Origin of the sequence: Aeromonas sp. 3P, assembly GCF_051919745.1 — a bacterium.
Classification (GTDB): Bacteria; Pseudomonadota; Gammaproteobacteria; order Enterobacterales; family Aeromonadaceae; genus Aeromonas; species Aeromonas veronii.
Genome location: NZ_JBQBED010000001.1, coordinates 2,398,177 through 2,424,151 on the forward strand (window position 1 = coordinate 2,398,177; position 25,975 = coordinate 2,424,151).

Annotated in this window: 23 protein-coding genes; 3 read left to right on the forward strand and 20 right to left on the reverse strand. The window is 59.0% G+C overall.

The annotated features are described in order from the left end of the window. Nucleotides 1–12: 12 nt before the first annotated feature. A complete protein-coding gene (locus ACTG19_RS10960; protein WP_113740387.1) occupies nucleotides 13–687 on the reverse strand; it encodes an ATP-binding protein in 675 nt (224 codons plus the stop codon). A gap of 166 nt (nucleotides 688–853) precedes the next feature. Here ACTG19_RS10960 and ACTG19_RS10965 point away from each other — a divergent pair, with 166 nt between their 5' ends. The 3 genes from ACTG19_RS10965 to ACTG19_RS10975 all read left to right on the forward strand — a co-directional run bounded on the left by ACTG19_RS10965 (nucleotide 854) and on the right by ACTG19_RS10975 (nucleotide 3,397). Continuing rightward, a complete protein-coding gene (locus ACTG19_RS10965) occupies nucleotides 854–2,173 on the forward strand; it encodes an MFS transporter (protein ID WP_047434708.1) in 1,320 nt (439 codons plus the stop codon). Between the two features lie 138 nt (nucleotides 2,174–2,311). Continuing rightward, nucleotides 2,312–3,034 carry a MarC family NAAT transporter gene (locus ACTG19_RS10970; protein ID WP_005348656.1) on the forward strand — a complete coding sequence of 241 codons (723 nt, stop codon included), beginning with the start codon at nucleotides 2,312–2,314 and terminating at the stop codon, nucleotides 3,032–3,034. A 159-nt stretch (nucleotides 3,035–3,193) separates the two neighbouring features. Beyond that, on the forward strand, nucleotides 3,194–3,397 hold the full coding sequence (locus ACTG19_RS10975) for a hypothetical protein (protein ID WP_005340062.1): 204 nt from the start codon (nucleotides 3,194–3,196) through the stop codon (nucleotides 3,395–3,397). Nucleotides 3,398–3,528: 131 nt separating this feature from the next. Here ACTG19_RS10975 and tldD read toward each other — a convergent pair whose 3' ends face one another. The 19 genes from tldD to mshE form a co-directional block, all read right to left on the reverse strand. Then, nucleotides 3,529–4,977 (reverse strand): metalloprotease TldD, encoded by a 1,449-nt coding sequence (tldD, locus tag ACTG19_RS10980; protein WP_026035085.1) that lies wholly within the window; start codon nucleotides 4,975–4,977, stop codon nucleotides 3,529–3,531. A 133-nt stretch (nucleotides 4,978–5,110) separates the two neighbouring features. Further along, nucleotides 5,111–5,917, reverse strand: a complete 807-nt coding sequence (locus tag ACTG19_RS10985) for a carbon-nitrogen hydrolase family protein (RefSeq protein WP_113740386.1) — start codon at nucleotides 5,915–5,917, stop codon at nucleotides 5,111–5,113. Nucleotides 5,918–5,942: 25 nt separating this feature from the next. Beyond that, nucleotides 5,943–6,263, reverse strand: coding sequence for a Dabb family protein (locus ACTG19_RS10990; protein WP_113740385.1), 321 nt, complete (start codon nucleotides 6,261–6,263; stop codon nucleotides 5,943–5,945). Between the two features lie 34 nt (nucleotides 6,264–6,297). Next, a complete protein-coding gene (locus ACTG19_RS10995; RefSeq protein ID WP_162628455.1) occupies nucleotides 6,298–10,191 on the reverse strand; it encodes a YhdP family protein in 3,894 nt (1,297 codons plus the stop codon). Then, entirely contained in the window at nucleotides 10,192–11,661 is a 1,470-nt protein-coding gene (gene rng / locus ACTG19_RS11000) for a ribonuclease G (protein WP_005340056.1), read from the reverse strand. A 95-nt stretch (nucleotides 11,662–11,756) separates the two neighbouring features. Beyond that, the gene (locus ACTG19_RS11005) at nucleotides 11,757–12,344 is read right to left on the reverse strand and encodes a Maf family protein (RefSeq protein WP_323950371.1); all 588 of its coding nucleotides are present in this window, start codon (nucleotides 12,342–12,344) and stop codon (nucleotides 11,757–11,759) included. 2 nt (nucleotides 12,345–12,346) lie between these two features. After that, a complete protein-coding gene (gene mreD, locus ACTG19_RS11010; RefSeq protein WP_005340054.1) occupies nucleotides 12,347–12,832 on the reverse strand; it encodes a rod shape-determining protein MreD in 486 nt (161 codons plus the stop codon). Next, nucleotides 12,832–13,722 (reverse strand): rod shape-determining protein MreC, encoded by an 891-nt coding sequence (mreC, locus tag ACTG19_RS11015; RefSeq protein ID WP_005340053.1) that lies wholly within the window; start codon nucleotides 13,720–13,722, stop codon nucleotides 12,832–12,834. The genes mreD and mreC overlap by 1 nt, the downstream gene beginning before the upstream one ends. Nucleotides 13,723–13,764: 42 nt before the next feature. Beyond that, on the reverse strand, nucleotides 13,765–14,805 hold the full coding sequence (locus ACTG19_RS11020) for a rod shape-determining protein (protein WP_005340051.1): 1,041 nt from the start codon (nucleotides 14,803–14,805) through the stop codon (nucleotides 13,765–13,767). Nucleotides 14,806–15,009: 204 nt separating this feature from the next. Further along, the gene (locus ACTG19_RS11025; RefSeq protein WP_439989077.1) at nucleotides 15,010–18,810 is read right to left on the reverse strand and encodes a DUF6701 domain-containing protein; all 3,801 of its coding nucleotides are present in this window, start codon (nucleotides 18,808–18,810) and stop codon (nucleotides 15,010–15,012) included. Next, nucleotides 18,810–19,235 (reverse strand): MSHA biogenesis protein MshP, encoded by a 426-nt coding sequence (locus ACTG19_RS11030; RefSeq protein ID WP_335849109.1) that lies wholly within the window; start codon nucleotides 19,233–19,235, stop codon nucleotides 18,810–18,812. The genes ACTG19_RS11025 and ACTG19_RS11030 overlap by 1 nt, the downstream gene beginning before the upstream one ends. A 37-nt stretch (nucleotides 19,236–19,272) precedes the next feature. Further along, nucleotides 19,273–20,202 (reverse strand): PilW family protein, encoded by a 930-nt coding sequence (locus ACTG19_RS11035; RefSeq protein WP_335849110.1) that lies wholly within the window; start codon nucleotides 20,200–20,202, stop codon nucleotides 19,273–19,275. Continuing rightward, entirely contained in the window at nucleotides 20,202–20,762 is a 561-nt protein-coding gene (locus ACTG19_RS11040) for a prepilin-type N-terminal cleavage/methylation domain-containing protein (RefSeq protein WP_103251120.1), read from the reverse strand. Before ACTG19_RS11040 ends, ACTG19_RS11035 begins: the two co-directional genes overlap by 1 nt. Beyond that, the gene (locus ACTG19_RS11045; RefSeq protein ID WP_439989078.1) at nucleotides 20,749–21,249 is read right to left on the reverse strand and encodes a prepilin-type N-terminal cleavage/methylation domain-containing protein; all 501 of its coding nucleotides are present in this window, start codon (nucleotides 21,247–21,249) and stop codon (nucleotides 20,749–20,751) included. The genes ACTG19_RS11040 and ACTG19_RS11045 overlap by 14 nt, the downstream gene beginning before the upstream one ends. 47 nt (nucleotides 21,250–21,296) lie before the next feature. Further along, on the reverse strand, nucleotides 21,297–21,737 hold the full coding sequence (locus ACTG19_RS11050; RefSeq protein ID WP_110304186.1) for a prepilin-type N-terminal cleavage/methylation domain-containing protein: 441 nt from the start codon (nucleotides 21,735–21,737) through the stop codon (nucleotides 21,297–21,299). Nucleotides 21,738–21,751: 14 nt separating this feature from the next. Continuing rightward, complete coding sequence (locus ACTG19_RS11055) at nucleotides 21,752–22,423, reverse strand: prepilin-type N-terminal cleavage/methylation domain-containing protein (RefSeq protein WP_113740381.1); 672 nt, start codon at nucleotides 22,421–22,423, stop codon at nucleotides 21,752–21,754. Between the two features lie 77 nt (nucleotides 22,424–22,500). Continuing rightward, entirely contained in the window at nucleotides 22,501–22,962 is a 462-nt protein-coding gene (locus ACTG19_RS11060; RefSeq protein ID WP_429022718.1) for a hypothetical protein, read from the reverse strand. A gap of 77 nt (nucleotides 22,963–23,039) precedes the next feature. Continuing rightward, nucleotides 23,040–24,260 carry a type II secretion system F family protein gene (locus tag ACTG19_RS11065; RefSeq protein WP_069528448.1) on the reverse strand — a complete coding sequence of 407 codons (1,221 nt, stop codon included), beginning with the start codon at nucleotides 24,258–24,260 and terminating at the stop codon, nucleotides 23,040–23,042. 3 nt (nucleotides 24,261–24,263) lie between these two features. Beyond that, nucleotides 24,264–25,973, reverse strand: a complete 1,710-nt coding sequence (gene mshE / locus ACTG19_RS11070) for an MSHA fimbrial ATPase MshE (protein WP_005348611.1) — start codon at nucleotides 25,971–25,973, stop codon at nucleotides 24,264–24,266. Between the last annotated feature and the right edge of the window lie 2 nt (nucleotides 25,974–25,975).

Genomic DNA, 25,975 nt, shown 5'->3' on the forward strand with positions numbered 1-25,975 from the left:
GACGCCCGATAATTAATCCTTGATTGGCAGCAGATCGGTAAAGACAAAGCCGTCGCGCACCACTGTCTCGCCGACCCGAATGCCGAGCGGACGGGAGAACATGGGGCCATCATAGGCCAGGGTGTGAAACTCGCCGTTCTCGCCGCATGGGTCAACGCCCTCTGGCAGCGCCGCCAGCAGTGCCTCGTCAAAATTGTGCCCCCCCAGGCTGGCATCCAGCTTGTTCGGGTCGAGAGCACTGATCCGCGCCTTCAACCCAGCGGCCACCATCTGCGGTGCCAGTTCACGGGTATTGCTGCCCCACAGCGGGAACAGTGGTTCGATGCCGGTACCTGCCAGCTGCTTTTCACGGTAGGCGCGCACATCCTCAAGAAACAAGTCGCCAAAGGCCATATGGCGGATCCCCTGTGCCACCACATCGGCGATAAAGCCGGTCATGATGCGGGCGTAATCCTCGTTGCTGCAGGGCCAGGGCAGATCGATGGTGATGAGGGGCAGCCCGACGCAGGCGGCCTGCTCGGTCAACAGCTGCTTGCGCACCCCGTGCATCGCCACCCGCTCGAATGCCTGATTGAGGGTGGTAAACAGCCCCACCACCTCGATGGCGGGATCTTGCCGCAACTGATGCAGTGCCCATGCGCAATCCTTGCCGCTGCTCCAGGAGAGCAGTACCCGTTTCTTTTCCATCATTCCTCCGCCAGCGGGGCACTCGGATTGCCCCAAAAAGATGCAAGACAGTGTTGCGAATTGCGCGATTTACACACAAGAGGCAGGCAGCATACTCTCGATCACCTGTATATGCCCCTTGTCCGGGGTGACAATAACTAAAAAAACCGATGGGAAACATACGGATATGACCACAAGCACACAACAGCACGATCACGCCCGCCCCCTCAATCGACAGGATTACAAAACCCTGAGCCTGGCTGCCCTCGGCGGCGCGCTGGAGTTTTACGACTTCATCATCTTCGTCTTCTTCGCCGTGGTCATCGGCGAGCTGTTCTTCCCGGCAGATATTCCCGAGTGGCTGCGCCAGTTCCAGACCTTCGGCATCTTCGCAGCCGGTTATCTGGCCCGCCCGCTTGGCGGCATCATCATGGCACACTTTGGCGATCTCATCGGTCGCAAGCGGATGTTCACCCTCAGCATCATCATGATGGCGCTGCCGACCCTGTTGATCGGTCTGCTGCCCACCTATGCGGTGCTCGGTATCGGCGCCCCCATCGCCCTGCTGGGACTGCGGATCCTGCAAGGCGCCGCCATCGGCGGTGAAGTGCCGGGCGCCTGGGTGTTTGTCGCCGAGCACGTCCCTGCCCGTCGAGTCGGGGTCGCCTGCGGCACGCTCACGGCGGGATTGACGGCCGGCATCCTGCTTGGCTCCCTCATCGCCACTGCGGTCAACAAGAGCCTGACACCAGCCGAAGTGAGCGAGTGGGGCTGGCGAGTGCCCTTCCTGCTGGGCGGTATCTTCGGCATCGTCGCCATGTACCTGCGTCGCTGGTTGCACGAGACCCCGGTCTTCGCCGAGATGAAAGCCAACAAGACCCTGGCCGATGAGCTCCCCCTCAAGTCGGTACTGCGCAACCACAAGAGCAGCGTGGTGGTCTCCATGCTGCTCACCTGGCTGCTCTCCGCCGGTATCGTGGTGGTGATCCTGATGACCCCCACCTATCTGCAGAAGGTCTATGGCATCAGCCCGGCTGACGCCCTGACCGCCAACTCGCTGGCGATCGTTGCCCTGACCCTCGGCTGCATCGTCTATGGCCGACTGATCGACCTGCTGGGCAGCGGTCTCACCTTCATGTTCGGCTCCCTGCTGCTGGCGGGCTCCAGCTACGCCTTCTATCACGGTCTGGCGGCCGGTACGAGCCAGCTGGTGCCGCTCTATATGCTGGCAGGCTTTGCGGTCGGGATTGTCGGCGCCGTGCCTTACGTGATGGTCAACGCCTTCCCGCCGGTGGTGCGCTTCTCCGGTCTGTCGTTCTCCTACAACGTGGCCTACGCCATCTTCGGCGGCCTCACCCCGATGGCGGTGACCCTCTGGATGAAGAGCGACATGCTGGCCCCCTCCCACTATGTGGTGAGCCTGTCGGTGCTGGGTTTCGCCATCGGTCTCTGGCTCTGGTTCCAGCAACGGGCCATCCGGCAGCAGCAAGCGCCGCAAGCGGCCTGACCCGAACAACAAGCCCCGGTATCTGCCGGGGCTTTTTTGTACTGCTTATGTTCAGTTTCGCCAGCATAAGATAGCCTCCCTCTGGGGCCTGCCACCCGCATCGCCCCATGGCTCCCAACTCTTTATCCGAGGCTCAAGATGTTCTTTCAGGTCGTATTACTCACCTTGCTGGCGCTGCTGCCCATGGTCAACCCGCCCACCACGGCCACCCTGCTGCTGGGACTGAGCAAGGGGATGTCGCGCGAACACGTGCGCCGTCAGGTCAATCTGGCTGCCATCTATCTGTTCTGCACCCTCTGCATCACCTTCTTTATCGGATCCTCGATCCTGGATCTGTTCGGGATCTCCATTCCGGGCTTGCGCCTGGCCGGTGGCCTCATCATCGGCTTTATCGGCTTTCGCATGCTGTTCCCCGCCCCCAGCCAGCAGAGCGGGGTCGATATAAACCAGAGCATTGCCTTCGTACCGCTCACCATGCCCAGTATGTGCGGGCCGGGCACCATGGCGCTGGTAATAAGCGGAGCAGCCCAGATTGCCGAGCTGCCTGACGAGTACAACCGCCTCACCATCTACGCCGGTGTGGTAACGGCGTTTGCCCTGATGAGCCTGATCAGCTGGGGAGTATTGAAGCTGGCGGATCCGGTCTGCAAGATCCTGGGCGCCACCGGCATCGATGCCATGACCCGTATCATGGGCTTCCTGCTGGTCTGCATGGGTATGCAGTTTTGCATCAACGGCATCAAGGAAGTGGCACAGGATCCGGTATTCCACGGCGGCCAGACCGTGCAAACCGCACCGGCGCTCCCAAAGGCTTCCGGCACGTTTGATCAGTTGCCGCAAAAGCCCACCGGCTCTGATTGAAAACGGTATCAAAAAGTCCCTGACGATCTGCACTGATCTTGTTCCTGATCATGTTATTGACACACAAATGAGTTAGTTTGTTTTTCATACAGACTTTATTCAGATGGACGCTGATAGGTTTGTTGATGAATACCCACTCAACTTCAGGAGAGTATGCAGATGGACAAGATGCTGACCGAAATAGGGAGCCATAGCCTGTTTCACGAGTACCTGAACGTGGTTGGGATTGCGAGCCCATCCCTCGCCAAGATCGAGCAACGCTGGGAATATAAAGATCAAGAGCAGCTGGTAGCCAAAATCCAGATCGACAAACAGGGTAACGCTCGCTATTTCATCGACGCCCGCGCCATATCCGTCAACTGATACCGAATAACCCGCCAGCCCCGGTCCAACGACCGGGGCTTTTTGTTGCCTGTGGTTCCCTGAATAGCAAAACCCCGGCAAGAGCCGGGGTTTGAATGCGTCGGGTTACGCTGCTGCGCGGCTAACCCAACCTACGAAGTGCCACCTACGGTGAGCTGATCCAGTTTAAGGGTAGGTTGGCCGACACCGACCGGCACGCTCTGCCCCTCCTTGCCGCAGATGCCAACCCCGCGATCCAGCGCAAGATCGCTGCCCACCATGGAGACCTGGCTCATCGCCTCAGGGCCGTTGCCGATCAGGGTCGCGCCCTTGATGGGAGCGGTGATCTTGCCATCCTCGATGAGGTAAGCCTCGGAGGCAGAGAAGACAAACTTGCCGGAGGTGATGTCCACCTGACCGCCGCCGAAGTTGGGGGCATAGATCCCCTTCTTCACCGAGGCGATGATCTCGGCCGGATCATACTGACCCGCCAGCATATAGGTGTTGGTCATGCGTGGCATCGGCATGGCTGCGTAGGATTCGCGGCGCCCGTTGCCGGTGAGCGGTACCCCCATCAGACGGGCGTTCTGCTTGTCCTGCAGGTAACCCTTGAGAATGCCGTTCTCGATCAGCACGTTATAACCACCCGGTGTGCCCTCGTCATCGATGGAGACGGAGCCGCGCCGACCCGGCAGGGTGCCATCATCGACGATGGTACAGTGCTTGGAGGCCACCTGCTCGCCGATGCGGCCAGCAAATGCGGAAGATCCCTTGCGGTTGAAATCCCCCTCCAGACCGTGGCCCACCGCCTCGTGCAGCAGCACGCCGGGCCAGCCGGAGCCCAGCACCACCGGCATGGTGCCTGCTGGCGCGTCGATGGCTTCCAGATTGACCAGTGCCTGACGCACCGCTTCACGCACATAGCCAAAGGCGCGGCTCTCCAGCCCGTCCAGTTCGAGGAACCAGTCGTAACCAAAGCGGCCACCGCCACCGGCACTGCCACGCTCGCGGCGATCGCCCTTCTCGGCGATCACGGTCACAGACAGCCGCACCAGCGGACGCACATCCGCGGCCAGGGTGCCGTCGGTGGCGGCCACCAGCACCTCTTCGTAGACGCCGCTGATGGAGGCCATCACCTGATTGATTGCGGGATCCAGACTTCTGGCGAACTTGTCCATCTGCTCCAGCAGGGCGATCTTCTGATGCTTGTCGAGGGTCTGCAGCGGATCCATGGCCGGATAGAGCAGGTTCGCTTCGGTGCGCGCCCACGCCTTCACCTTGCCGTGAGCACCGGCTGCGGCGATGCCGCGAGCGGCAGTCACCGACTGTTGCAGCGCCAGCAGGCTCAGCTCGTCCGAGTAGGCGAAGCCAGTCTTCTCGCCGCTGACGGCGCGCACCCCGACCCCCTGATCGATGTTGTAGCTGCCATCCTTGACGATGCCATCTTCCAGCATCCAGGACTCGTGCCAGCTGCGCTGGAAATAGAGATCGCCGAACTCCACCTGATGGCTCATCAGGCTGCCGAGCAGCTGCTGCAGGCGCCCTTCGTCGAGGTCATTCGGGGCCAACAGGGAGGCACTAACCTGGCTCAATAGACTCAATCTTTTTCTCCACTCTCGTAACGAGCTGTTTTAAATCGTCTTGCCGACGGGTTGGCAACAAGCCGCACCATCACAACAAACGGGCATGCTCCAGCACGGGCAAACGGCTGCGTTTCAATTTTTCACCACACCATCAGAGCAAACGGGCGTGTTGCAGCACTGGCATGGTACATTTCAATTCATCGATAAGCCCGGGCTCCATCTGCGCCAGCACAGTGCCGCGCCCAGACTCTTTGCTCGCCAGCACCCGACCCCAGGGGTCGATCACCATGCTGTGGCCCCAGGTCTGGCGCCCTGTCTCATGAGTACCGCCCTGATTGGCAGCGACTACGTAGCACTGGTTTTCGATGGCGCGGGCCCGCAGCAGCGGCTCCCAGTGCGCCTCGCCGGTCACGGCGGTAAAGGCGGCAGGCACCAGCAGCACGCGGGCACCAGCACGGGCCAACTGGCGGTAGAGCTCGGGAAAGCGCAGATCATAACAGATCGAGAGGCCGAGGGGACCAAAGGGAGAGTCCACCAACACAGGCGCCTCCCCCGGGCTGAAGGTCTCCGACTCACGGTAGCGACCGTGATTGTCCGCCACATCCACGTCGAACAGGTGGATCTTGTGGTAGTGGCCCCTGAGCTCACCGCTTGGGTCAAACACCAGCGAGCTGGTATGGATATGGTCGGAACCTGCGATGGTGGTCGGCATAGCCCCGGCCACCAGCCAGATGCCATAATCGCGGGCCCATTCAGCCAGTTGCTGCTGGATCGGGCCCTCACCTATGGCCTCGGCCCCATCCAGATAACCCTGCCGTTCGCCAAACAGGGCGAAGTTCTCCGGCAGCAGCACCAGCAGCGGCCGCTCTTTGGGCAAGGCCGCCAGTTCGGCGGCGATCTGCTCCCGGTTATCCTGCCAGTGACGGCCAGATACCAGCTGTATTGCGGCTAACCACATGACGTTCTCCTTGTCGCTTGGGCCATCAGACAGTGACAGCATCCCCCGCCTGCAGGGTGTAATCCAGCACTATGATGCGCTCCAGCAACGGACGGAAGATGGCCTTGAGGGCATCGTGATCAGGATGGGGCAGATAGCGTTGGCGAGCCGCTTCGTCGGCGAAGGTCATCAGTACGCTGTGGGTAAAGCCACCATCCCTCCCCTCCGGGCTGTCATTCTCCCCCCACTCTACGGCGGTCACGCCGCTGACCTGATGGGGAATGGCGAGAAAAGCGTTACGCACCGCATCTATCTGGGCAGGCTGGGTGCCCGGCTTGAAGGCGATCAGCAGGATATGTCGGATCATGGCTCACTCCTTGTGATGGTGCCGGGCCGCTCGTTCAGCGCTGAGCGGGCCCTGCGTGTTTGGGGCTCAGCAGGAAAGGGGTCACTTCTTGGGTCGGCAGGCCGGGGGCAACGGCGTCAACCGCCTCTTTCTGCTGCTGGTTGAGCTTGATGCGCGCGCGATCGCGCCCCGCCTCGATCAGCTTGGGTGCGTCGAGCGGGCCCGAGATGCGAAAATCGATGCGGGTCACCACATCCACCACCGGCTCCAGCAGTTTGGAGAGGGCCAGCACATAGAGACCCGTGACCGGCGTGATGGAGAAGGCCGCCACCACCGGCAGGGTGCCCCCCAGATTGGGAGAGAAGCTCAGCTCGTAGTCGAGCCGCCAGCGCACCAGATCGGCGATCCCCTCGCCGCGCAGGTTGCCTGCCGCCCCCTTCATATAGAAATCATCGTTGCTGACCTGCCCCTGCTTGATGGTGGCAGAGGCGGACATGGATTCGAAGTAGAAGCCCTTGTCGAACACATCGCGAAAATCGAGCCGCAGCTTGCGCAGCAGGGAATCGAGGCTGAGCAGGGAGAGCAGTCGCGCCCCCTTATCGTTGACCTCCCGCAGGGTGCCGCCCTCCAGCTGATAGTTGGCACTTCCCCCCAGAGTCGGCAGGCTCGGGCGATAGGGCACATCCTGCCAGTTCAGATCAAAAGCGAGGGAGCCGGGGGCATCGCCGATGGGCGAGGTGTAGCCGAGCCGCTTGAGCAGCAGCTCGCTGTTGTTGCTGGTCAGCTTGCCACGGGCGCGGGTCTGCATCCGGTTGCCATCGGCCAGCCAGTCGACGCTGCCGGTGAGCTGACTCCCCGCCAGCCGCACATCCAGCCCCTTGAGGGTCACCTTGTTGGCGCCGGGCACCAGCTCCCCTTTCACTTCACCGAGCGGCAACGCGCCAAAGCGGCAATCGACACAGCTCACCTTCAACCAGGGGATGGATGCCATGATGGCGTTATCCTGCTTGGCATCGGGATCCGGGCTGAGATCCGAACTCTTGCCGGACCAGTAGATGCGGGCAAACTTGGCATCCACCGGGCGATTGGCCACTGCGGGCAGGCGGATCACCCCCATCACATCGGGGCTGTCGATCATCACTTCGGTCGCCTGATTGGTCGGCCCCACGGTGAAACGCGCCGCCTTGAGGGTGGCACTGCCGATATAGGCGCGAGCCAGCTGTCCATCCACCCACCACTCCTGCGGCAGGAAGGCGGGGCCAACCACCGCATTGCCAGTCTGGTTCTGCGCTGGCAGCCATTGCTTGAGTCGCGCCAGCCAGCCGCCCACATCGGCCTCCTGCTGGTTGATGGCGAGCAGCATGGGGGCATCGCGCATTACCCGGGCGCCCGGCTGACCCACATCGACCCGCACCCGACTGAGATAAGGCACCCCTTCGCCGTAGACCAGTCGGGTCTGCATATCCACATCAGCCCCCAGCACGGCGCGAATGTCGGCGCTGCCATCCCGGCCACGGGCGATCACCTTGAGCGGCAGCCGGCTGGCGCTGCTCTTGGCCAGCGGCAGCGGCAGATCCAGCCCCATCCCCTGCAGGTTGGAGTCGAGCGCCAGCTGGAAGCGCAGCGGCTTGCTCTCGGGCAGGGTCAACCCGAGCTTGCCGCCCCAGTTGCTGCGACCGTTGAGGATACCGTACGAAGAGATGGCAGTGGGCTGACGCCGGCTATCCCACTGCCCCTTGAAATCGAGGTCGACCTGATAGTGATCCGGATGCTGGCGCCCCTGATAGTCGAGGGTCAGCGGCTGGTTCCACAGGCTCGCCTTGAGGTTGCTGAAACGGGTCTGCTCGTTGTCATATTCGAGGCGCCCCTGCACCTTCTCCAGCGGCAGATCCAGACTGGCAACCCGCACCTTGTTGTTGCTGAAGGTGGCATCGCCGCTCGCCTTCACCTCGCTCTCGCCATCGAGAGGAATATCGAGCTTGACCGAACCGGCCATCGGGCCGCGGATCTCGATCTCCCGCAGCGCCTGACCTACCGAACTGCCCAGCGGGGAGTCCTGTAGGTAGTCGCTGATGGCCTTGCCTTCCCCCTGCACCTTGGCATCCACATAGAGATGGGCACCGGGGGAGAGATCCGGGATCCAGGCATGCACCGAGTCGGAGCTCGCCTTGCCGAGTTTGGTGGAACGGCTGCGCATATCGAGGCCAGCATTCTGGAACAAGAGATCGATCTGCAGGTCGGTAAGCGGTTGCCAACCGGGGAAGAACTCGTAGGTTGCCTGCTCCAGCGGCACCGCCACCTGGAAGATGCCCTTGCCGTTGTCGTAGGGAAAGTCCCTGAACTCGCCATACCAGAGCAGGTCGGCCCCCTTGGCCTTGCCCCCCTTGATGGCGCCGCTCAGGTAATCCACCAGCCCCTTGTCCATCGCCTGCAGCGGGAAGTAGCGATCCGCATGGCCCGCATTCTTCACATCGATGCGGCCGGTCAGGGCCAGGAAAGGGTGCTCGAACAGATCGAGGCGAAAACGGCTGGACAGGGTCAGATCCGGGTTATCCAGCGCGATATCCTGCCCGTAGAGCACCCAGCCCTGTTCCTCGCGCCACCAGTCGAGGCGGGCCGAGAAGTTGTCGACCGGGATCGGCATCTTGAAGTGACGGGCGGGATCCACCTTGTCGTTCGCCAGCGCCAATCTGGCACTACCGCCGGTCGGGGTAAGCCAGAACTCGCCGTTGAGATCCTGCATCCCGGGTATATCCTGCCACGCCTTGAGACGCACCTTGCTGAAGCGGCCACTGAGGGAGAGATCCTGCCAATCGGCATTGGCCAGCAGCGTCAGATCCTGCACCGAACCCTGCGGATTGGTCTGGCGCAGGGTCTCGCAGAGTGTGGGGTAGAGCGCCGAGACCAGCTGACTGATCTGGGTGATCTTGTCGAACTCTATGCTGGGCAGATAGCCCTGCACCCGATCCCCAATCCGCTCCAGCTGCAAGCGGCTCTGCAACCAGGGTTTGCCGTCCAGCTTGAAGTTGACGTTGTGGCTGGCCAGTTGCCAGTCGGTGCCCTCACGGCGCAGCTGGATCTTGCCACCATCGAGGCCGAAACGGTGCATATCCCCTTTCTTGGGATCCTTCCAGATCAGGTAATTGTTGCCAAACGCCAGCAGGGTATTGCCCAGCTTGCCGCTGTCAAACTCGCTCCAGAGCTGGAAGTCGAGCTGACCGGCAACCTTGGGTTCGCCCGCATGGATTTTGGCCAGGGTCGGGGTGATATCGAGCTGGCGGGCCCCCAGATAGAGTTGCCCCTTGAGGCGATCGAGCCGGGCAGTCGGGGCGTCCACATCCAGAATCAGATCGAGGGTGCTCTCGCCCACCCCGTTGATGAGGTAAGCCTTGCCGACCCCCTGATGGCGCTTGCCACGGTTCTGCCAGCGCAGTTGGGCGATGTCGAGGGCGCGCAGATCACCGAGGGAGGTGGTGACGCTGAGACGGGTGTTGTGCACATCGAAGGTAGAGAGCTGGGTCAGCAGAAAGCGCAGCAGGGCGCCCTGCTGAGGATCGCCGGAGGGGCTCTCGTCAGCCGGTTGGCGCAAGTCGATGGTGATATCGCCATCGCTCAGGATCAGCTCGCCAAACACCGGCTTGAGCTCGTTAATGGTGCGCCAGAAGTCGAGATGCACCCAGGCTTTGCCGAGCTGTACGGCAAAACGCCCCGAATCCGGGGCGATGGCGAGTTGCTGCAGTTCGAGGGCGGGCCCGGACTGTGTCCAGTCCAGCCCCACTTGCTCCACGCTGACCTTGAGTTGTGAATCGCCCAGCAGAGTGTGGATCAGACTCTCTCGGTATTGATTCAGCAAAGGGCCCCCGACCCGTACCAAGGTGACCAGCATGGCCATCAGTACGAACAGGACCCCCAGGGCCAACCAGCCCCGACTCAGCCAGCGATAGACCAATTACATCATCACCACGTCGAACTGCTCCTGACCACAGAGGGGTTCGCTCACTACCCGCACCTGCTTGCCGATGAACACTTCCAGCTCAGCCAGACTGTGGGACTCCTCGCCATGGAGGTAGTCGGCCACCGCAGGCGCGGCGTAGACGGTGAACTGATCCGCATCGTAGGCACGATTGACCCGGATGATCTCCCGCAGGATCTCGAAGCAGACCGACTCCACCGTCTTGACCCGGCCGCGCCCCTTGCACTCGGGGCACTCGGAGCAGAGCACATGCTCCAGACTCTCGCGGGTGCGTTTGCGGGTCATCTCCACCAGACCGAGCTGGGAGAAGCCGTTGACGTTGGTCTTGGCGCGATCCTTGGACAGCGCCTGCTCCAGGCTGTGCAGCACTCGGCGGCGGTGATCCTCGGACTGCATGTCGATGAAGTCGATGATGATAATGCCGCCGAGATTGCGCAGGCGCAGATGGCGGGCGATGGCCGCCGTCGCCTCGACGTTGGTGTTGAAGATGGTCTCTTCCAGATTGCGATGGCCGACAAAGGCGCCGGTGTTGATATCCACCGTGGTCATGGCTTCGGTCTGGTCGATGATGAGGTAGCCGCCGGATTTCAGCTCTACCTTGCGCTCCAGCGCCCGCTGGATCTCGTTCTCCACGTCGTAGAGATCGAAGATCGGCGACTCGCCTGGGTAGTACTCCAGCTTGCTGGCCAGCTCAGGCACGTACTCTTCGGTGAAGCGCTTGAGCTGATCGAAGCTCTGGCGGGAGTCAACGCGGATCTTGTCGAGCTCGGCACCGACGAAGTCGCGCACTACCCGGAATGCCAGACTGGGATCCTCGTAGAGGATCTTGCAGGGTGGATACTTCTGCTTGCGTTCGAGGATCTTGCGCCACAGCCGTTTCAGGAAGGCAGCATCCTGCTCCAGCTCCTGCTCCCCCACCCCTTCGGCAGCGGTGCGGATGATGTAGCCACCCAGCTCGTCCACATAGCCAGCTACGGTACGCTTGAGGCGCTCCCGCTCTGCTTCGGACTCGATACGTTGGGAGACACCGACGTGGGCACTGCCCGGCATAAAGACCAGATAGCGGGATGGCAAGGTGATATCGGTGGTGAGACGGGCACCCTTGGTACCCAGCGGATCTTTCACCACCTGCACCATGATGTCCTGCCCCTGACGCACCAGCTCGGCGATGTTGCCGACCTGAAACTGCTCCTTCTCCTTCACCGCCACACATTCGGTGTGCGGCACGATGTCGGAGGCATGGAGAAACGCCGCCTTGTCCATGCCGATATCGACGAATGCCGCCTGCATGCCGGGCAGCACCCGACTGATCTTGCCTTTGTAGATATTGCCCACGATGCCGCGTTTGGCCTGACGCTCTACATGCACTTCCTGCAGCAGACCGTTTTCGACCAGAGCGACCCGGGTTTCGGAGGGGGTAACGTTAACCAGCAGTTCTACCGACATAAGTAACCTTGCCTGTTCCAGTTTTGAATTCTATAGAGCCAATCCGGTACAACGCGCGCAAGGGAGAAACGCAGCAGAGCACAGCTGACGGGAAATTATTTGAGCTGTTCCAGATGATGCTTGATCAGCAGGTCTGTCTCCAGCAGGGGCAGGCCGACCACGGCGCTATAGCTCCCTTCGATGCGGCTGACAAACTTGCCCGCAATACCCTGAATGCCATAAGCCCCGGCCTTGTCACAGGGCTCACCGGTCTGCCAGTAGGCCTCGATCTCGGCCTCGTCCAGCTTGCGAAACGCCACGTTGGTGGTGACCAGACGCACGTCACAACGATCCTTGTTGGCCAGCGCCACCGCCGTCATCACCTGATGCACCTTGCCGGAGAGGGACTCCAGCATATCTTTGGCATCAAGCAGATCGGACGGTTTCTCCAGTACCCGGTCGCCCAGTACCACTATGGTGTCGGCACCCAGCACCGGCAACGCCGTCGGCGCACACGCCACGCCCGCCATCGCCTTGTCACGGGCGAGACGGCAGACGTAATCCTGCGCCTTTTCACCCTCTTCCCGCTGCTCGGGCACATCCAGTTTCAGCACCTCGAAGCGGTAGCCAATCTGGGTCAGCAGTTCACGGCGACGGGGAGAAGCCGAGGCGAGATAGAGTTGTGGTTCGTTGTTTTTGTTCATATTTACCTGATATTGAAGCGGCGCCGCACCTTGCGCAGCACCAGAAACACCCAGGGCCATATTAGCATCGTCGTCAACGTCGACCAAAAGTAGGAGAAGTTGAGACTGGCCTGGCTGAACAGATGCTCGGCCCAGAATACCGTCATTTTACCCACCAGCGAGAGGCCACCGATGATCAGTGCCTGCTGCCAGAGGGAGAAGTTGCGGATCTTCTGGAACTGGAAGGCCGCCAGATAGGTGGTAATGGCCATCGCCATCGCCCGCACGCCGAGGGTGCTGCCAAGCAGCACATCCAGCAGCAGGCCCGCCACCCAGGCGGTGCCAACGTTGGTCCGGTGCGGCAAGGCCAGCGCCCAGTAGATGAGCACCATGGCCAGCCAGTCCGGACGGAAGGGGTCAAATTCAAAAGGAAGCGGCAGGATCGACAGGCTCAAGGCCAGCAGGATCGAGATCCAGATCCAGATCCTGCCGCTGGCGGGTTCTAGCATCAGCGAGTGGCTCCTGCGGCGGACGCAGCGGGAGCCGCCCGTTCGCCATCCTCATCATGTACTTCAGGCTTCTTGTCGGTCCACAGCAGCAGCAGATAGCGCAGCCTGTCCAGCTCCACCAGCGGCTTGGCCTCGACCTGGGCGAAAGGCTTGCCTTCCACATACTCGGAGCGGGTCACTGTCGCCACCGGATAACCTTCCGGGAAGCGGCCACCCAGACCCGAGGTGACCAGCAGATCACCCACCTGAATATCGGTGTTGCGCGGCAGGTTGCGCAGCTCAAGCTTGTCGAGCTCGCCACTGCCGGAAGCGATGGCACGCAAATCGTTGCGCAGCACCCGCACCGGAATGCCGTGGCTGGAGTCGGTGATCAGCAGCACGCGACTGGTGGTGGAGCCCACATGGAGCACCTGACCAATCACCCCCTGATCGTTGATCACCGCCTGACCGTTGTAGACGCCATCCAGCGCCCCCTTGTTGATCAGCACCTGATGGCTGAAGGGGTCGGAATCTACCGACAGCAGCTCGGCCACCATCTTGCGGGACTCCTTGTGCACCGGCGAACCGAGCAGCTCACGCAGCCGCTGATTCTCGTGCTCCAGCTGATCCATTTTGAGCAGACGGGCCCGCAGGGTGAACAGCTGCTGTTCCTGCTGTTTGGTCTGCTCGATGAGATCGGCGCGGGTCTGCACCTGGGTCGACATGGTGTCGAGCAGGGTACCCGGCGCATTGGCCATGTATTGCAGGGGACTGACTAACGAACTGAGGTAGACGCGGACATGGGTAAACACACCGAAGCGGGAATCCGCGACGATGGCAGCGATGGAGATGATGACGGCGAGAAACAACCGTAACTGAAGCGAAGGGCCTCTACCAAAAATGGGTTTCATGGGTCGTCAAAAAAGAGCCGGCACGCTGGCCGGCTTTGGGTCTTATTCGTAGTGGAACAGATCGCCACCGTGCATATCGATCAACTCCAGCGCCTTGCCGCCACCACGGGCCACACAGGTGAGGGGATCTTCGGCCACGACGACAGGAATGCCAGTCTCTTCCATCAGCAGACGGTCGATATCTTTCAGCAACGCACCACCACCGGTCAGCACCATGCCGCGCTCGGAAATGTCGGAAGCCAGTTCCGGCGGAGACTGCTCCAGCGCCACCATGACGGCAGCCACGATACCGGACAGCGGCTCTTGCAGCGCTTCCAGAATTTCGTTGGAGTTGAGAGTGAAGCTGCGCGGCACACCTTCAGCCAGGTTGCGACCACGGACTTCAATCTCGCGCACCTCTTCGCCCGGATAGGCGGAGCCGATCTCGTGCTTGATGCGCTCGGCAGTCGCTTCACCGATCAGGCTGCCGTAGTTGCGACGGACGTAGCTGATGATGGCTTCGTCAAACTTGTCGCCACCGATACGGACGGACTGGGAGTAGACCACACCGTTCAGAGAGATGATGGCCACTTCAGTGGTACCACCACCGATATCAACCACCATGGAACCGGTCGCTTCGGATACCGGCAGGCCGGCACCGATGGCAGCAGCCATAGGCTCGTCGATCAGGTAGACCTCGCGGGCACCGGCGCCCAGTGCGGACTCCTTGATGGCGCGACGCTCAACCTGGGTTGAACCGCACGGTACACACACCAGCACACGCGGGCTGGGGCGGAAATAGTTGTTGTCGTGAACCTGTTTGATGAAGTGCTGCAGCATCTTCTCGGTCACGTAGAAATCGGCGATCACGCCATCTTTCATCGGGCGGATTGCGGAAATGTTGCCCGGGGTACGGCCCAGCATCTGCTTGGCGGCATGACCGACAGCAGCGACCGATTTGGCGTTCCCGCGCTCTTGGCGAATGGCGACAACTGAGGGTTCGTTAAGGACGATCCCTTGATCTTTTACATAGATCAGGGTGTTGGCAGTTCCCAAATCGATCGACAGATCGTTGGAAAAGACGCCTCTGAGCTTTTTGAACATGGCTACGGGAAATCCTAAGAATTTGGAGGTGCAGAAAACCGGCTAACTTTACCAATGCCCACCCCAATGGGCAAGCGCTCAAACTGTCGCCAATCAATCAGGCGCGACAAAAATGCGAGTCATCACTCACTCGCACACGCTTGCAAACACTAATAAACAAGGATTTAGGGGGATGCTGTTGAGCCATCCCCCCTTTCACATCATTTACTGCAATACTTCGCGCCGATAAATAATTCTGTCATTACCCCGGCTGGAGCCGAAAATGGCCTCACCTTGCAGGTTGCCGTCATTGGCACTCGTTGGGTCAGACAACCAGAGGGGCTGCGACGGCTGTTTTGCCAATTCGACCTTGTAGGGGATGCGCACCGAGATGTCCGGCTTGGCAAAGTGGAACAAGATCTCCCCATCTTTCGCCAGTGCAGCATCCCCACCCGGTGCCGAACTGCCCAACCCCAGCTTGATCTTGCGACCCGCCCCCAAATTCAGCTCGCGAGTCGCCGCATCAAAGGTGTGACTCGGATTGAGGAAAGTGAACCCCTGATTGGCCAAAGAGAGCTGGGTACATTGATCTTCCTTGTTTTGCAGCCAGTTGCCTCCTTCGTAATATTGCATCTGCAGTGGAATGGCCAGCGGCGCCGAGGCCAGACCGGCCGCCGTACCAGCCTGCAGGCGGCCATAATAAGCCGTCATGGTGTTATTCACCCGCGTAGGAATCGTCAACTGCTTGGCATTGCAGTTAACCCCTTTGGTACAACCATTCTTGATGCCAGGATTCAGGTCAGCATCAGCCATGAAAGTGACTGAGGGTGACTCCTCATCAAGCACTTGCAGGCCAAAACGCAGTAACTTAAAGGGCTCTTCGGGAGTAGTCAGGCCGGGATCGCGCTCAGAAAGCCGGGCAAAGCGGCTCTGGCTGTCAATATTGGCTTCGCCTGATGCCCAGCTGGCCATCATGCTCCCCACTCGATCCGTGCGATCAATCCCATCATGATTATTGCCTGCCACCAGATAGAGCCGCCCCTTCGCGAACTCGCCACCATAGTTTTTGGTCACCCCGGCACTCTTGTTACGAGCCTGTACCGTCATCTTGACCCCGAATGGCTGACTCATATAGCTGAACTGCCCGCAAGCAGGAGTAAGCACCCCGCTCAGCAAATTGAAATCCCAAGGGACAAAACGTCCCACCGGCACGCTGCTGGCGGGAGGGATGGTATAGCCGAAATAGCCCGTAGATACAGTGCTTCCTTCTGGCGGCTTTGCCGCCGGTGGCGTCGCCGTCATCCGGAACACTCCCACCTCGCTCACGGTCTGGCTAACGCTATTGGCACTGTTGGCCGCAGCCACATGGCTATAGGTGGTAGTACCCAGCGTTGCATTGGTGCCCGGATTGGGTGCCACCAGCGTACTGCCCAGAGCAATATTGGGCAGGGCAAAGTTGGGCGTAGTCTGATTCCCTACGCAGATATCCCCATCATTGGCCGACTCCCAGGCCATCGCCTTGATATCTACCAGGAACGTTTCCCCTGCTTTTTTGAATACCGGACAACTGCTGTCACCCACCGCGCAGACCCCTTGCGGAGGGGTTATACACAAGCCGACAGGACGTGCCACAAACGTGTCGGCCCCCGTCATCACCAGACCCTCCGTCTCACCACTGCCATTATGACTGGCTGAAAGCTGCATCTGACCCGCATCCGGGTAGGTCACTTTTTTCAAGGTCGCTTTACCCTGATTATCAAAAGTCAGGTTGAGGGTGGTTGGTGTTGGTGAAGAAACACTGCCGGCATAAGTTGCAATAGCGTTGCCATCGATGGAGATCTTGCTACCAAAGCTATTGGTATTTGGATTGTTGTACGTTCCCCAAAAGCCGACAGACCTCACGCCGGTAAATCCAGGCACACATTGCTTGGTAATGTCGTCTTTTTTGACCGCACTGATAGTCACATCCTGAGGCTGGTTGGAATAGGTATCCAGCACATCAAAGATAAAACCACTGTCAGCGAAGTCGATTGTGCAAGCACCGATCGAATAGGCACCACTGCCCATCCTGCACAAAGTCGAGCTTAAAGGTCTGGTCGCGGGCGTGGATCCTTCTACTCCCAGTGTTATCTTGCCTTTAATCGGGCTGCGTAAGCGCAGATCCACTTTCCCGCCGCTGAACGTCACTTGATCATTGGCTAACACGTTGCCCTGACTGTCGCGCCACTCTCCTTGCGCAAGTTTTTTAGGTAACAGATAAGCAGTCACAGGACCTTTATATTGAACCGAACAGTCACTATTAGCACAGGCCGTTAGCGTGACATCTTGTGGATTACAGGTCAGCGGCACACGACTGTAGTCAAAACGAAAGTGATCGATCTGCACATTCAATGGCCGACTTTTTAGCGCACATACCTGAAAATTATCGAGCTCATGGAAATTGGTTAAACCGCCAGTCGAGCCCGTCAGAGAGAGCTGAAAATCATTGGGCGTCGTTACCTGACCTTTTAGCTCAAAGCGAGGAATGAGGATGGTGAATTGATTTCCGCTGGTACGGCGACTGACTTCTACAAAGGTTTTATTACTCTGGCGCGAGTCAACTTCAATCCGGTAACGATGCACTGGGTTAGCACTACCGTTCCCATCGACTCTTGGCGAGAGGCAAGAACCGGTATTCTGGGTTCCATTTATACAAGCACCTGCAAGATAACTATAACCCGAGGTACCACTACCCGAACCTCGGATCACCACAGACTGGGGGCGTCGAGCCCCAGGTCCAGCCCCCCTTGGCCCACCTTCAGTAGAAAAGTTCCCATACTCATCAAGACCGATACCTAACCAACCACCGGCAAAACCGTTGACATTGCTGCGCGCGCCATAACCGAGAGGCCCGCCAGCCGCACCTGGTTGCGCTGTCACTAAACCATCTGACAAAACAACGGCCATTCCATCAGCCCCTGATCCACCGTATGCAAAGTGATCAAACTCCAGAACAACCTGATTGTCAGCGCCAGGGAACAGCATCTTGTAAGTCGCAGCCGTAGATTGGCTGTTGTCATTAGTGGTTAATTGCAGTCGCCCATTTTTGACTGAAGGCAGTGTACTTTGGGCTGCCGCAGATAATGCCCACATAGCCAGCGAATTTGCTGAATCAAAGGTTTCTGAACTCTCACATTTAAATGGAGGCACACCACCATCGTATATAACCTTACTATTGCCCTTCAAGTTGACATTCTTCGCACTCACTCGACCAAAAAGAGTCACATCATTCTCAAAAGTAGCATTACCCTCAACATAGTAAGAGCCAGCTAAGACATTATTACCTGTGAGTGTCACTGCTCCGGATATGTAAACCTCCATATCTGAATTAGCTGACAGCTGAGTATCACTATAAGCATCAAAGTCGCCTTTAACGAAAAGGCGTGTTGGAGCACTACCTATCAGTTTGATCTCACCGGAACTCAATTTTAGGTTGCCGTCAATGACATATGTCTTACCTGAAATTAAGGTTACAACTCCCTTATTCTGTATTGTTAATCCTTTAATGACATATGTATCGTAAAAATCAGAAAAACCCAAAGATCCTGGGCGACCATCATACCCACCTATGTTTCCAGATACAGTAATCTGACCTGCATCCCAACGCGAACCAACGGCCTTACCATAGTTAGACGTTTGCCCTAGTACAACTTGGGAAGGGTTTCCCCAACTTGGTATTGAATAGGTTTTGTTATCTGTCCCACCAGGCATTATCAGACTAACCTGTTTTTTACTCGAAATACCGGTTATCTCACACTTACCTGTGCCACAAGCTAACGAATTCATCTCTTCGTTATAGGCCCTAACTTTCTTAAAACATACTTCAAGTCCATTGTAGTTATCTACACGAGCACCACCTTGCATATAAAGAGTTCCGTCTGCATCATGGCTCTGAATCGGTCCAGGGAAAATACTATTACAATCAATTGCCGCCCAAACTGGTGAGACCATGATGTATAAGCAAATGAGCAGAAATAAATTGCGCATCAGGGAGTTCCTCCATCATAAGCTTCGACCATCAGGGTTCGGCTCACGGCAAAATCAGGGTTGGCACTGTTAAGGTCAGAGCTGGCACAGGTTCCGACACTCTCGAGACGATAGCCATTGGTCACAGATCCGTTATAGGTCACCGGCACCGTGGCGCAACGAACCACAGCCTGACAGTTGGTCAGTCCGGGCGTGCTGGCAAAGCTCAGTGGGCTGCTTGCCAGGCAGACCGCTGGGGGGGTCGGTTGGGCAAGCGTGCGCTTGGGGAACAACCGATAGAGCGCTACTTCCAGCCCGCTCTGGGCGGCCAGCAGGGCACGCACGCTGCGCACCTCCACGGTATTTTTCTCGCCGCTATCGACCAGAAAACGGCCCATGGCAGCCGCCAGCAGTGCCATCACCACAATCACAAACAGGGCGATCATCAAGGCGCTGCCTCGCATCCGTCCGAAAGCCTGTGGATCAGGGCACATTGAACACCTCTATCTTGTGGTTGAAGGTGACCGACTCCCCCTTGCGCTCGAAGACAAAGCGCATGCCAAACTCCCCTTCGGCGTTAAACGCCGAGGTTTCCCGATAGAAGGTGCCAATACGAAGGGAATCCGCCATCAACACGCCCTGTGCAGGTAAGGATGCTCCAATGGGGGCTGTGGCACGGGTCAGCGTGTTTCCTTCCACACAGTAACGTACCTGCTGGTTGGCAAAGTAGACCCGGCTGCCGGGAGAGAGGCCAGTCAGACTCTCGGCACTGGTATAGCGGATAGTTTGCGCTCCGGATACGGGCGTCAGCACATCGGTAACCCTGGCTACGCAGCGGCCATAATCACAGCCTGCAGTAAGCGAACCGACATTTTTGTCCGGCACGGGGAATACAATCAGCTGATCGTCTTTTTTAACGGCGGTGGCATCCACATCCAGCGGATTGGCAGCAGAAGCCGGGGTCGCCATCACCAGCTCAAGGGTAGCCGTGCTCCCCGACATGGCGCGGTTAAGTGCCAGATAGCGGCTCGAGGTGCTGATGGGCCAGAACCGCAAACAGGCACCGGTGTCGTCCCATGTCCCGCCAGTCGTCTCGATCCGCTCCGAGCCCGGCACCGCATCACGCAGTTCGCGGTTAAGCCGCTCCATGGCGAAGCGGGCATCGCTCATCAGCTGCTCACGGCTGCTGGCATCACCATAAATCTGGGTACCGATACCGATAAACTGGCTGGTAAAGGTCGCCATTATCCCGAGCAGCAGGATGACCATCACCAGCTCGACCAAGGTAAAGCCACGGTTACCCCGAGGTTTGCGGTAGGTTCGATTAGCCGCTAGGCGTAATCTGGCGCCGGAGTTGGCTAGGGGCGCTGAAATTCTGGTAGACAGGCAACACCTGATAGCGGAGCGATCCATCAGTAATTCCCCCGATAGAAGGAGAAGTCGAGCACGCTCTGATCCGGTAGCTTGATCTGCAGATCAATGCGCTTGCCCACAGAGCAGGGGGCGACACAACTCTTGAAGGTGCCATCGCTGAAATCGGCTCCACTCACCGCAATTTTCACCTGATAGTTGCGATACTCCTCGCTGCTGACTCCCACCTCAGTTTGGGTCAGCGTGTTGGCATCCACCCAGTTACCTGCGGTATCGAAATCATCCACATCGTTATAGGCATAGGATGCGGGCTCGCCATCCGGACCATAACTGGTGGAGCAGGAAGAGATGGTCACCCCTGCCACCTGCTCGCCACAACGATAACGACCACCGTTATGATCCGAATGTTCATCAAACGACTTTTGCAAGATCTCGCCGGAGAGGCGCTGGGCCAGCTGGGCGGCGCGTACCTGCTGCACCGGGTCTACCGCCTGCGGCGCCTGATTGATAAGCAACCCCAAAATGCCGGTCAAAGCCACCGCCAGCAGCACTATGCCAACGATCAGCTCAATCAGGGTGAAACCGCGTTTAAGGGATCTCATGGATAAACCCCTCAGACTCAATCTGGATACGGCTGGTTTCGCGACCATCACTCACCAGCAAGGTACAACCGTTGGCACAGTTGCCTAGCGGTCTGCCCATCTGATCGAAGCGCAGCACGAAGCGGTTGTTGTTATCTAGGGAGATGGAGATACCGGCAGAGGGCGTAACCAGTCGACCACGGGTCTCCAACTGGGGAGTCCAGCCACTATTGGTATCCAGATCATCGCTGGCGGGACACGCAGCATAAGTTCGGTGGGCAAAACGGGGAGAGGCAACCACCAGCTGGGTACAGCGGTTGGTGGGCTCATGCATATTGACGGTCTGTACCAGCCGCAGCCGGGTCAGCAGCTCGTCGCGCACGGTTTGAGTTTCAAAGCCGCCTTTGCCCAGCCATTTCGGCACGGCAAAGGCGGCCAGAATCCCGAGTAACAGGATCACCAGTACCAGTTCAATCAGGGTAAAGCCCTTATGAGTTGAATCGAACATATAAACAGAAAGGGCAGGAATTGACTCCCACCCTTCCCATCGTCCAATTACTTACAGCCAACCAAGCTGATAGTCGGCGTACCGCTAGAAACTGTCACTTGTTTATAAGTCACAGAACAGCTATCACCTTTACCATTCGGTACAAAAGTGATCGTGTTATTAGAAACAGCGCCGGACACTTGCCAGCCATCCAGGGACACCGCTTCACTGATTGTCGCAGCAGTCGGATACCCATATGCTACAGCAACTTTTTCGATTGGGGCTGCCATAGAGATCGGTCCAGCATTGGTCTCATATCCACTTAGTACCGCTTTGCTGTAAACCAAACCTGAAGCACTTTGCAATGCAGCTTGCACCCCCTGTGCAGCAGACTTACGAGCATCATCCTGCAGATTCAGGAACTTGGGTGCAGCGGTGACCGCCAGAATACCCAGAATGATGATCACGATAACCAGTTCGATCAGGGTAAAACCCGCCTGTTTTTTCATTTCACTTTCCTCTGTCAGTTAATATTGGTGGTCACCTGACCGGACGCCGGACGGTAACTGAAACTCATAAATGCATCAGTCTTGCCTTGCGGATCCTGATACTTGCCATCACTGCCCTTACTCAAACTATTGACCAAATAGTAACGGCAGACCGAATCCAGTCCATTACTGCTTACTGTGGCATAGTATTTCAGGTCATTGCCGCTACCGCGCACTTCATTGAAGCTGGCCGTAGCCTTGGGCGGGTTTTGCAGTAACCCCTCCCAAATATTGAGACAACGTTCGGCGGTCAGATTGGCCGGATCCACATCGGGATTACCGCTTGCAATGGTATCCATCGGATAGCCGGGCGACAGCTCGCCGTTGCTGACCTGGGTCTCGGTCGGTGTGGTCAGATAGAAGCGACTACCGTCATAGAACACGGTATTGAGACTGTCCTGTTTGGCGCGACCTTCCGCCTCCCATTGCGCCCGCACCAGCGAAACGCCGGTAGCAAAACCGCCAGAGACCCCTTCCACGCTGGCCTTTTTCGCTTCGTCAGTCACATCGAGAAAGCGCGGCAGTGCAGTCACCGCCAGGATCCCCAGGATCACGATAACGATCACCAGCTCAATGAGGGAAAAGCCGGCAGACTGTCTCCTCATCCCGTTTTCCGGCATTGTTGGTGCCATTGGTTTCATTGTCATGCTCCCTCCGTAATGCCCCACATTATTTCATGCAGGCCCAAAAAAATCATGTAGTTGGGTCATATGATTAGTTTCATTCAAGGCTTTTTCATCACCCGCCCGTCAGAAAACTGATAAACCAGCCAATAACCATCCCACCCCATCTCGCAGCCATTGCCATCGGGGCGGGCCAGAACCTGCAGGGGAGGCATGCCCCCCTTCGTCTCACCCATCAGAGCCAGCCACAACTGACGGCAATTTTCCGAAGGGGATTGCAGCGGCACCAGCCCCAGGGGCCACCCTCGGGCATCAAACTGCCACCCCTTGCCGGCGACATGCAGTGTCTGCGGACGCCGTTCATCGAGCCAAATGCCGTGCAAACGCTGTGCCCGCTCGGCAAATTGCTCCCCCAGTAAAGTGAGGGTGAGCTGCTGCGCCTCTTCCCGGTGGCCCTGATAGCTACGCACCAACGTAGCAACAATCATCATCAGCAGAATGATCACGGCGATCCGCCGATATCCGGTCAGCCAGCGATCATCTTGCTGCGTCTGTCTGCTCATCCAGCCCTCGACTCCACCGATCACTTGCCTCTTACAGCTCCCATCATGTCCCACCACTCAGGCGTGAAGATGCCGAGTTACTTGCCGCGAACTGCGCGCATCATGTCCCACATGGGGGTGAAGATACCCAGTGCCAGGATCAGTACCATCACCGCCACGATCCCGATCAGGATCGGCTCGATGCGGGCGGTGAGACTCTTGAGGTCATAATCCACCTCCCGCTCGTAATACTCGGCCGCTTCGTGCAGCAGGTCATCGACCTGACCGGTCTCCTCCCCCACGGCGATCATCTGCATCACCAGCGGAGTGAACAGGCCGCTGCTGCTGGCGGTGCGAAGCAGGCTCTCGCCCCGCTCGATACCGGCGCGCATATCCCGTACCCGCCCCGCCATATAAGCGTTATCTACTGCATCGGCCACCAGGGTCAGCGCCGTGTTCAGCGGCACCCCTGCCTTGAGCATCATGGAAAAACTGCGGGCAAAACGGGCCAGCAGGGAGCGCTCTATGATGGTGCCGACGATCGGCAACTTGAGCTGCCAGCGGTGCCAGGTCAGCTTGCCCTTGGTGGTGGCGACCCAGCGGCGCCAACCGAACACCATCCCAGCCAGAATGGCTAGCAGCAGCCACCAGTAGTTGACAAAAAAGTGCGAGGTGGCAAGCAGAATGCGGGTCGCCAGCGGCAACTCCACCCCGAATTTGGCGAACATGCCGGCAAACACCGGGATCACCATGATATTGAGGATCACCATGGCGATACCAATGGCGATCATCACGAAGCTGGGGTAGCGCATGGCGGTCTTGATCCGCTTGCGAGTCTCCAGCTCCAGCTCGAAATAGTTGGCGAGCTGCAAGAAGGCCTCTTCCAGCTGACCAGTGTTCTCACCCACATGGATGATGGCGACAAACAGGCTGCTGAATACCTTGGGGTGCGCCTGCATCGAGCTCGAAAGCGGGCGACCGTTGCCGAGATCTTCCCCCAGCGAATGAAGCGCCCGCTTGAGCGGCTTGCTGTGAGTGCTCTCCTCCAGCCCGGCAATGGCACGCAGGATCGGGATCCCGGCCCGGGTCAGGGCATACATCTGGCGGCTGAAGATCACCAGCTCATCCAGCTTGACGCCCCCTTCCAGCAACAGTGACCAGTCGATGGCAGCGGATTTGGCCTTGCCCGGTTTGAGCTCGGTAGGCATCACGCCACGGCGCATCAGCTGTTCGGCGGCCGCCATCTCGTTGGCCGCTTCGACCACGCCACTGGTCGCGTTGCCCTGGCTGTCACGCCCCTTGTAGGCAAAGTTAGCCATCGCTTACCCCAAATCCTCGGCCAGTCGCAGCACCTCATCCACCGAGGTGATCCCCTGACGGGCATAATCGAGGGCTGTGAGGGCAAGCGGCCGGTAGTGTTCGTGTTGACGGGCCGCCTTGGCGAACCCTTCCGCATCGTTGCGGCGCAGGGCATCCATCATCGGCTGATCCAGCTCCAGCAGCTCGTAGACCCCGATCCGGCCGGAATAACCGGTAAAGTTGCAGCTCTGGCAACCCCGGCCCTTGTGATAGGTGTGTTGGCCGGGCGCCTCGCCGGAGAGTACGGTGAGCCAGGTGGCCTGCCCTTCGTCGGGCGCCTTCTCCTCAACGCAGTGCTCACATACCCGCCGCACCAACCGCTGGGCGACCACCGCCCGCAGGGCGCTCGCCACCAGATAGCCAGGCGCCCCCATGTCGATAAGGCGCAAGGCACTGGTCACCGCATCGTTGGTGTGCAGGGTGGTCAGCACCAGGTGACCTGTGATGGCGCCACGCAGACCGATCTCTACCGTCTCGTTGTCCCGCATCTCCCCCACCAGCAGGATGTCCGGATCCTGACGCAGGGTGGAGCGCAGCACGTTGGAGAAGGTGAGGCCGATCTTGGGGTTGACCTGCACCTGATTGACGCGGGAAAGACGATACTCCACCGGGTCTTCTACCGTGATGATCTTGTTGCTGGACTGGTTGAGCTCGGAGAGGGCGCCATAGAGGGTGGTGGTCTTGCCGCTACCGGTCGGGCCGGTCACCAGGATCATCCCGTGCGGGCGTTTGAGCTGGCGACGGAAACGGGTCAGGATCTCCGGCGGCATGCCGGTCTCGGTCAGCGACAAGATGCCAGAGGATTGATCGAGCAGACGCATCACCACAGATTCGCCATACTGCACCGGCATGGTGGACATCCGCACGTCCACATCGCGACCGCGCACCTTCATGTTGAAACGGCCATCCTGCGGCAAGCGCTTCTCGGAGATATCGAGCCCCGCCACCAGCTTGAGGCGCAGCACCAACGCCTGGGCGATCCGCACCTCGTTGAGGATATTCTCGTGGAGGATACCGTCGATCCGCTGGCGAATACGCAGCACCTTCTCGTCCGGTTCGATGTGGATATCCGACGCCCCCACCTGAACCGCATCCTCGAACAGGGAGCGCAGCAGCTTAGCCACCGTTGCCTCCCCCTCGTCGTTGGCCCCTAGGTTACTGGAGCCCAGCTCAAAGCCGGAGTCCTGATACTCCTCCTGCAACTGTTCGGCGAAACTCTCAATCTCGCGGGTACGGCGATAGAGGCGGTCGAAATACTCCAGCAGCTGCCCTTCCCGCGCCACCGCCAGCACCATGATGCGCGGGCTGAGCAGGGCGGCGACGGCATCCAGTGCGCTCAGATCGGCCGGATCAGACATGGCCACCGTCACCTTGTCGTCGGTAAGGTTGACCGCCAGCGCCCGATAACGGCGCGCCTGCACTTCGGGCAGCAGCGGCACCGCGGCGGCGTCGATGGTGAGGTTGTTGAGATCGAAGAAGGGCACATCCAGCTGGCGGGCGAGGAACTGCAACAGCTGCACCTCGCTGATAAAGCCGAGGTCGATGAGGGTGGTGCCCAGCTTGCGGCCGGTCTGACGCTGCTGCTGCAGGGCAAGCTGCAGCTGATCATCAGAGATGATCTGCTCTTGTACCAGCAGGTCGCCGAGGCGCATTTTCAGTCTGGGTTGTGCCATGT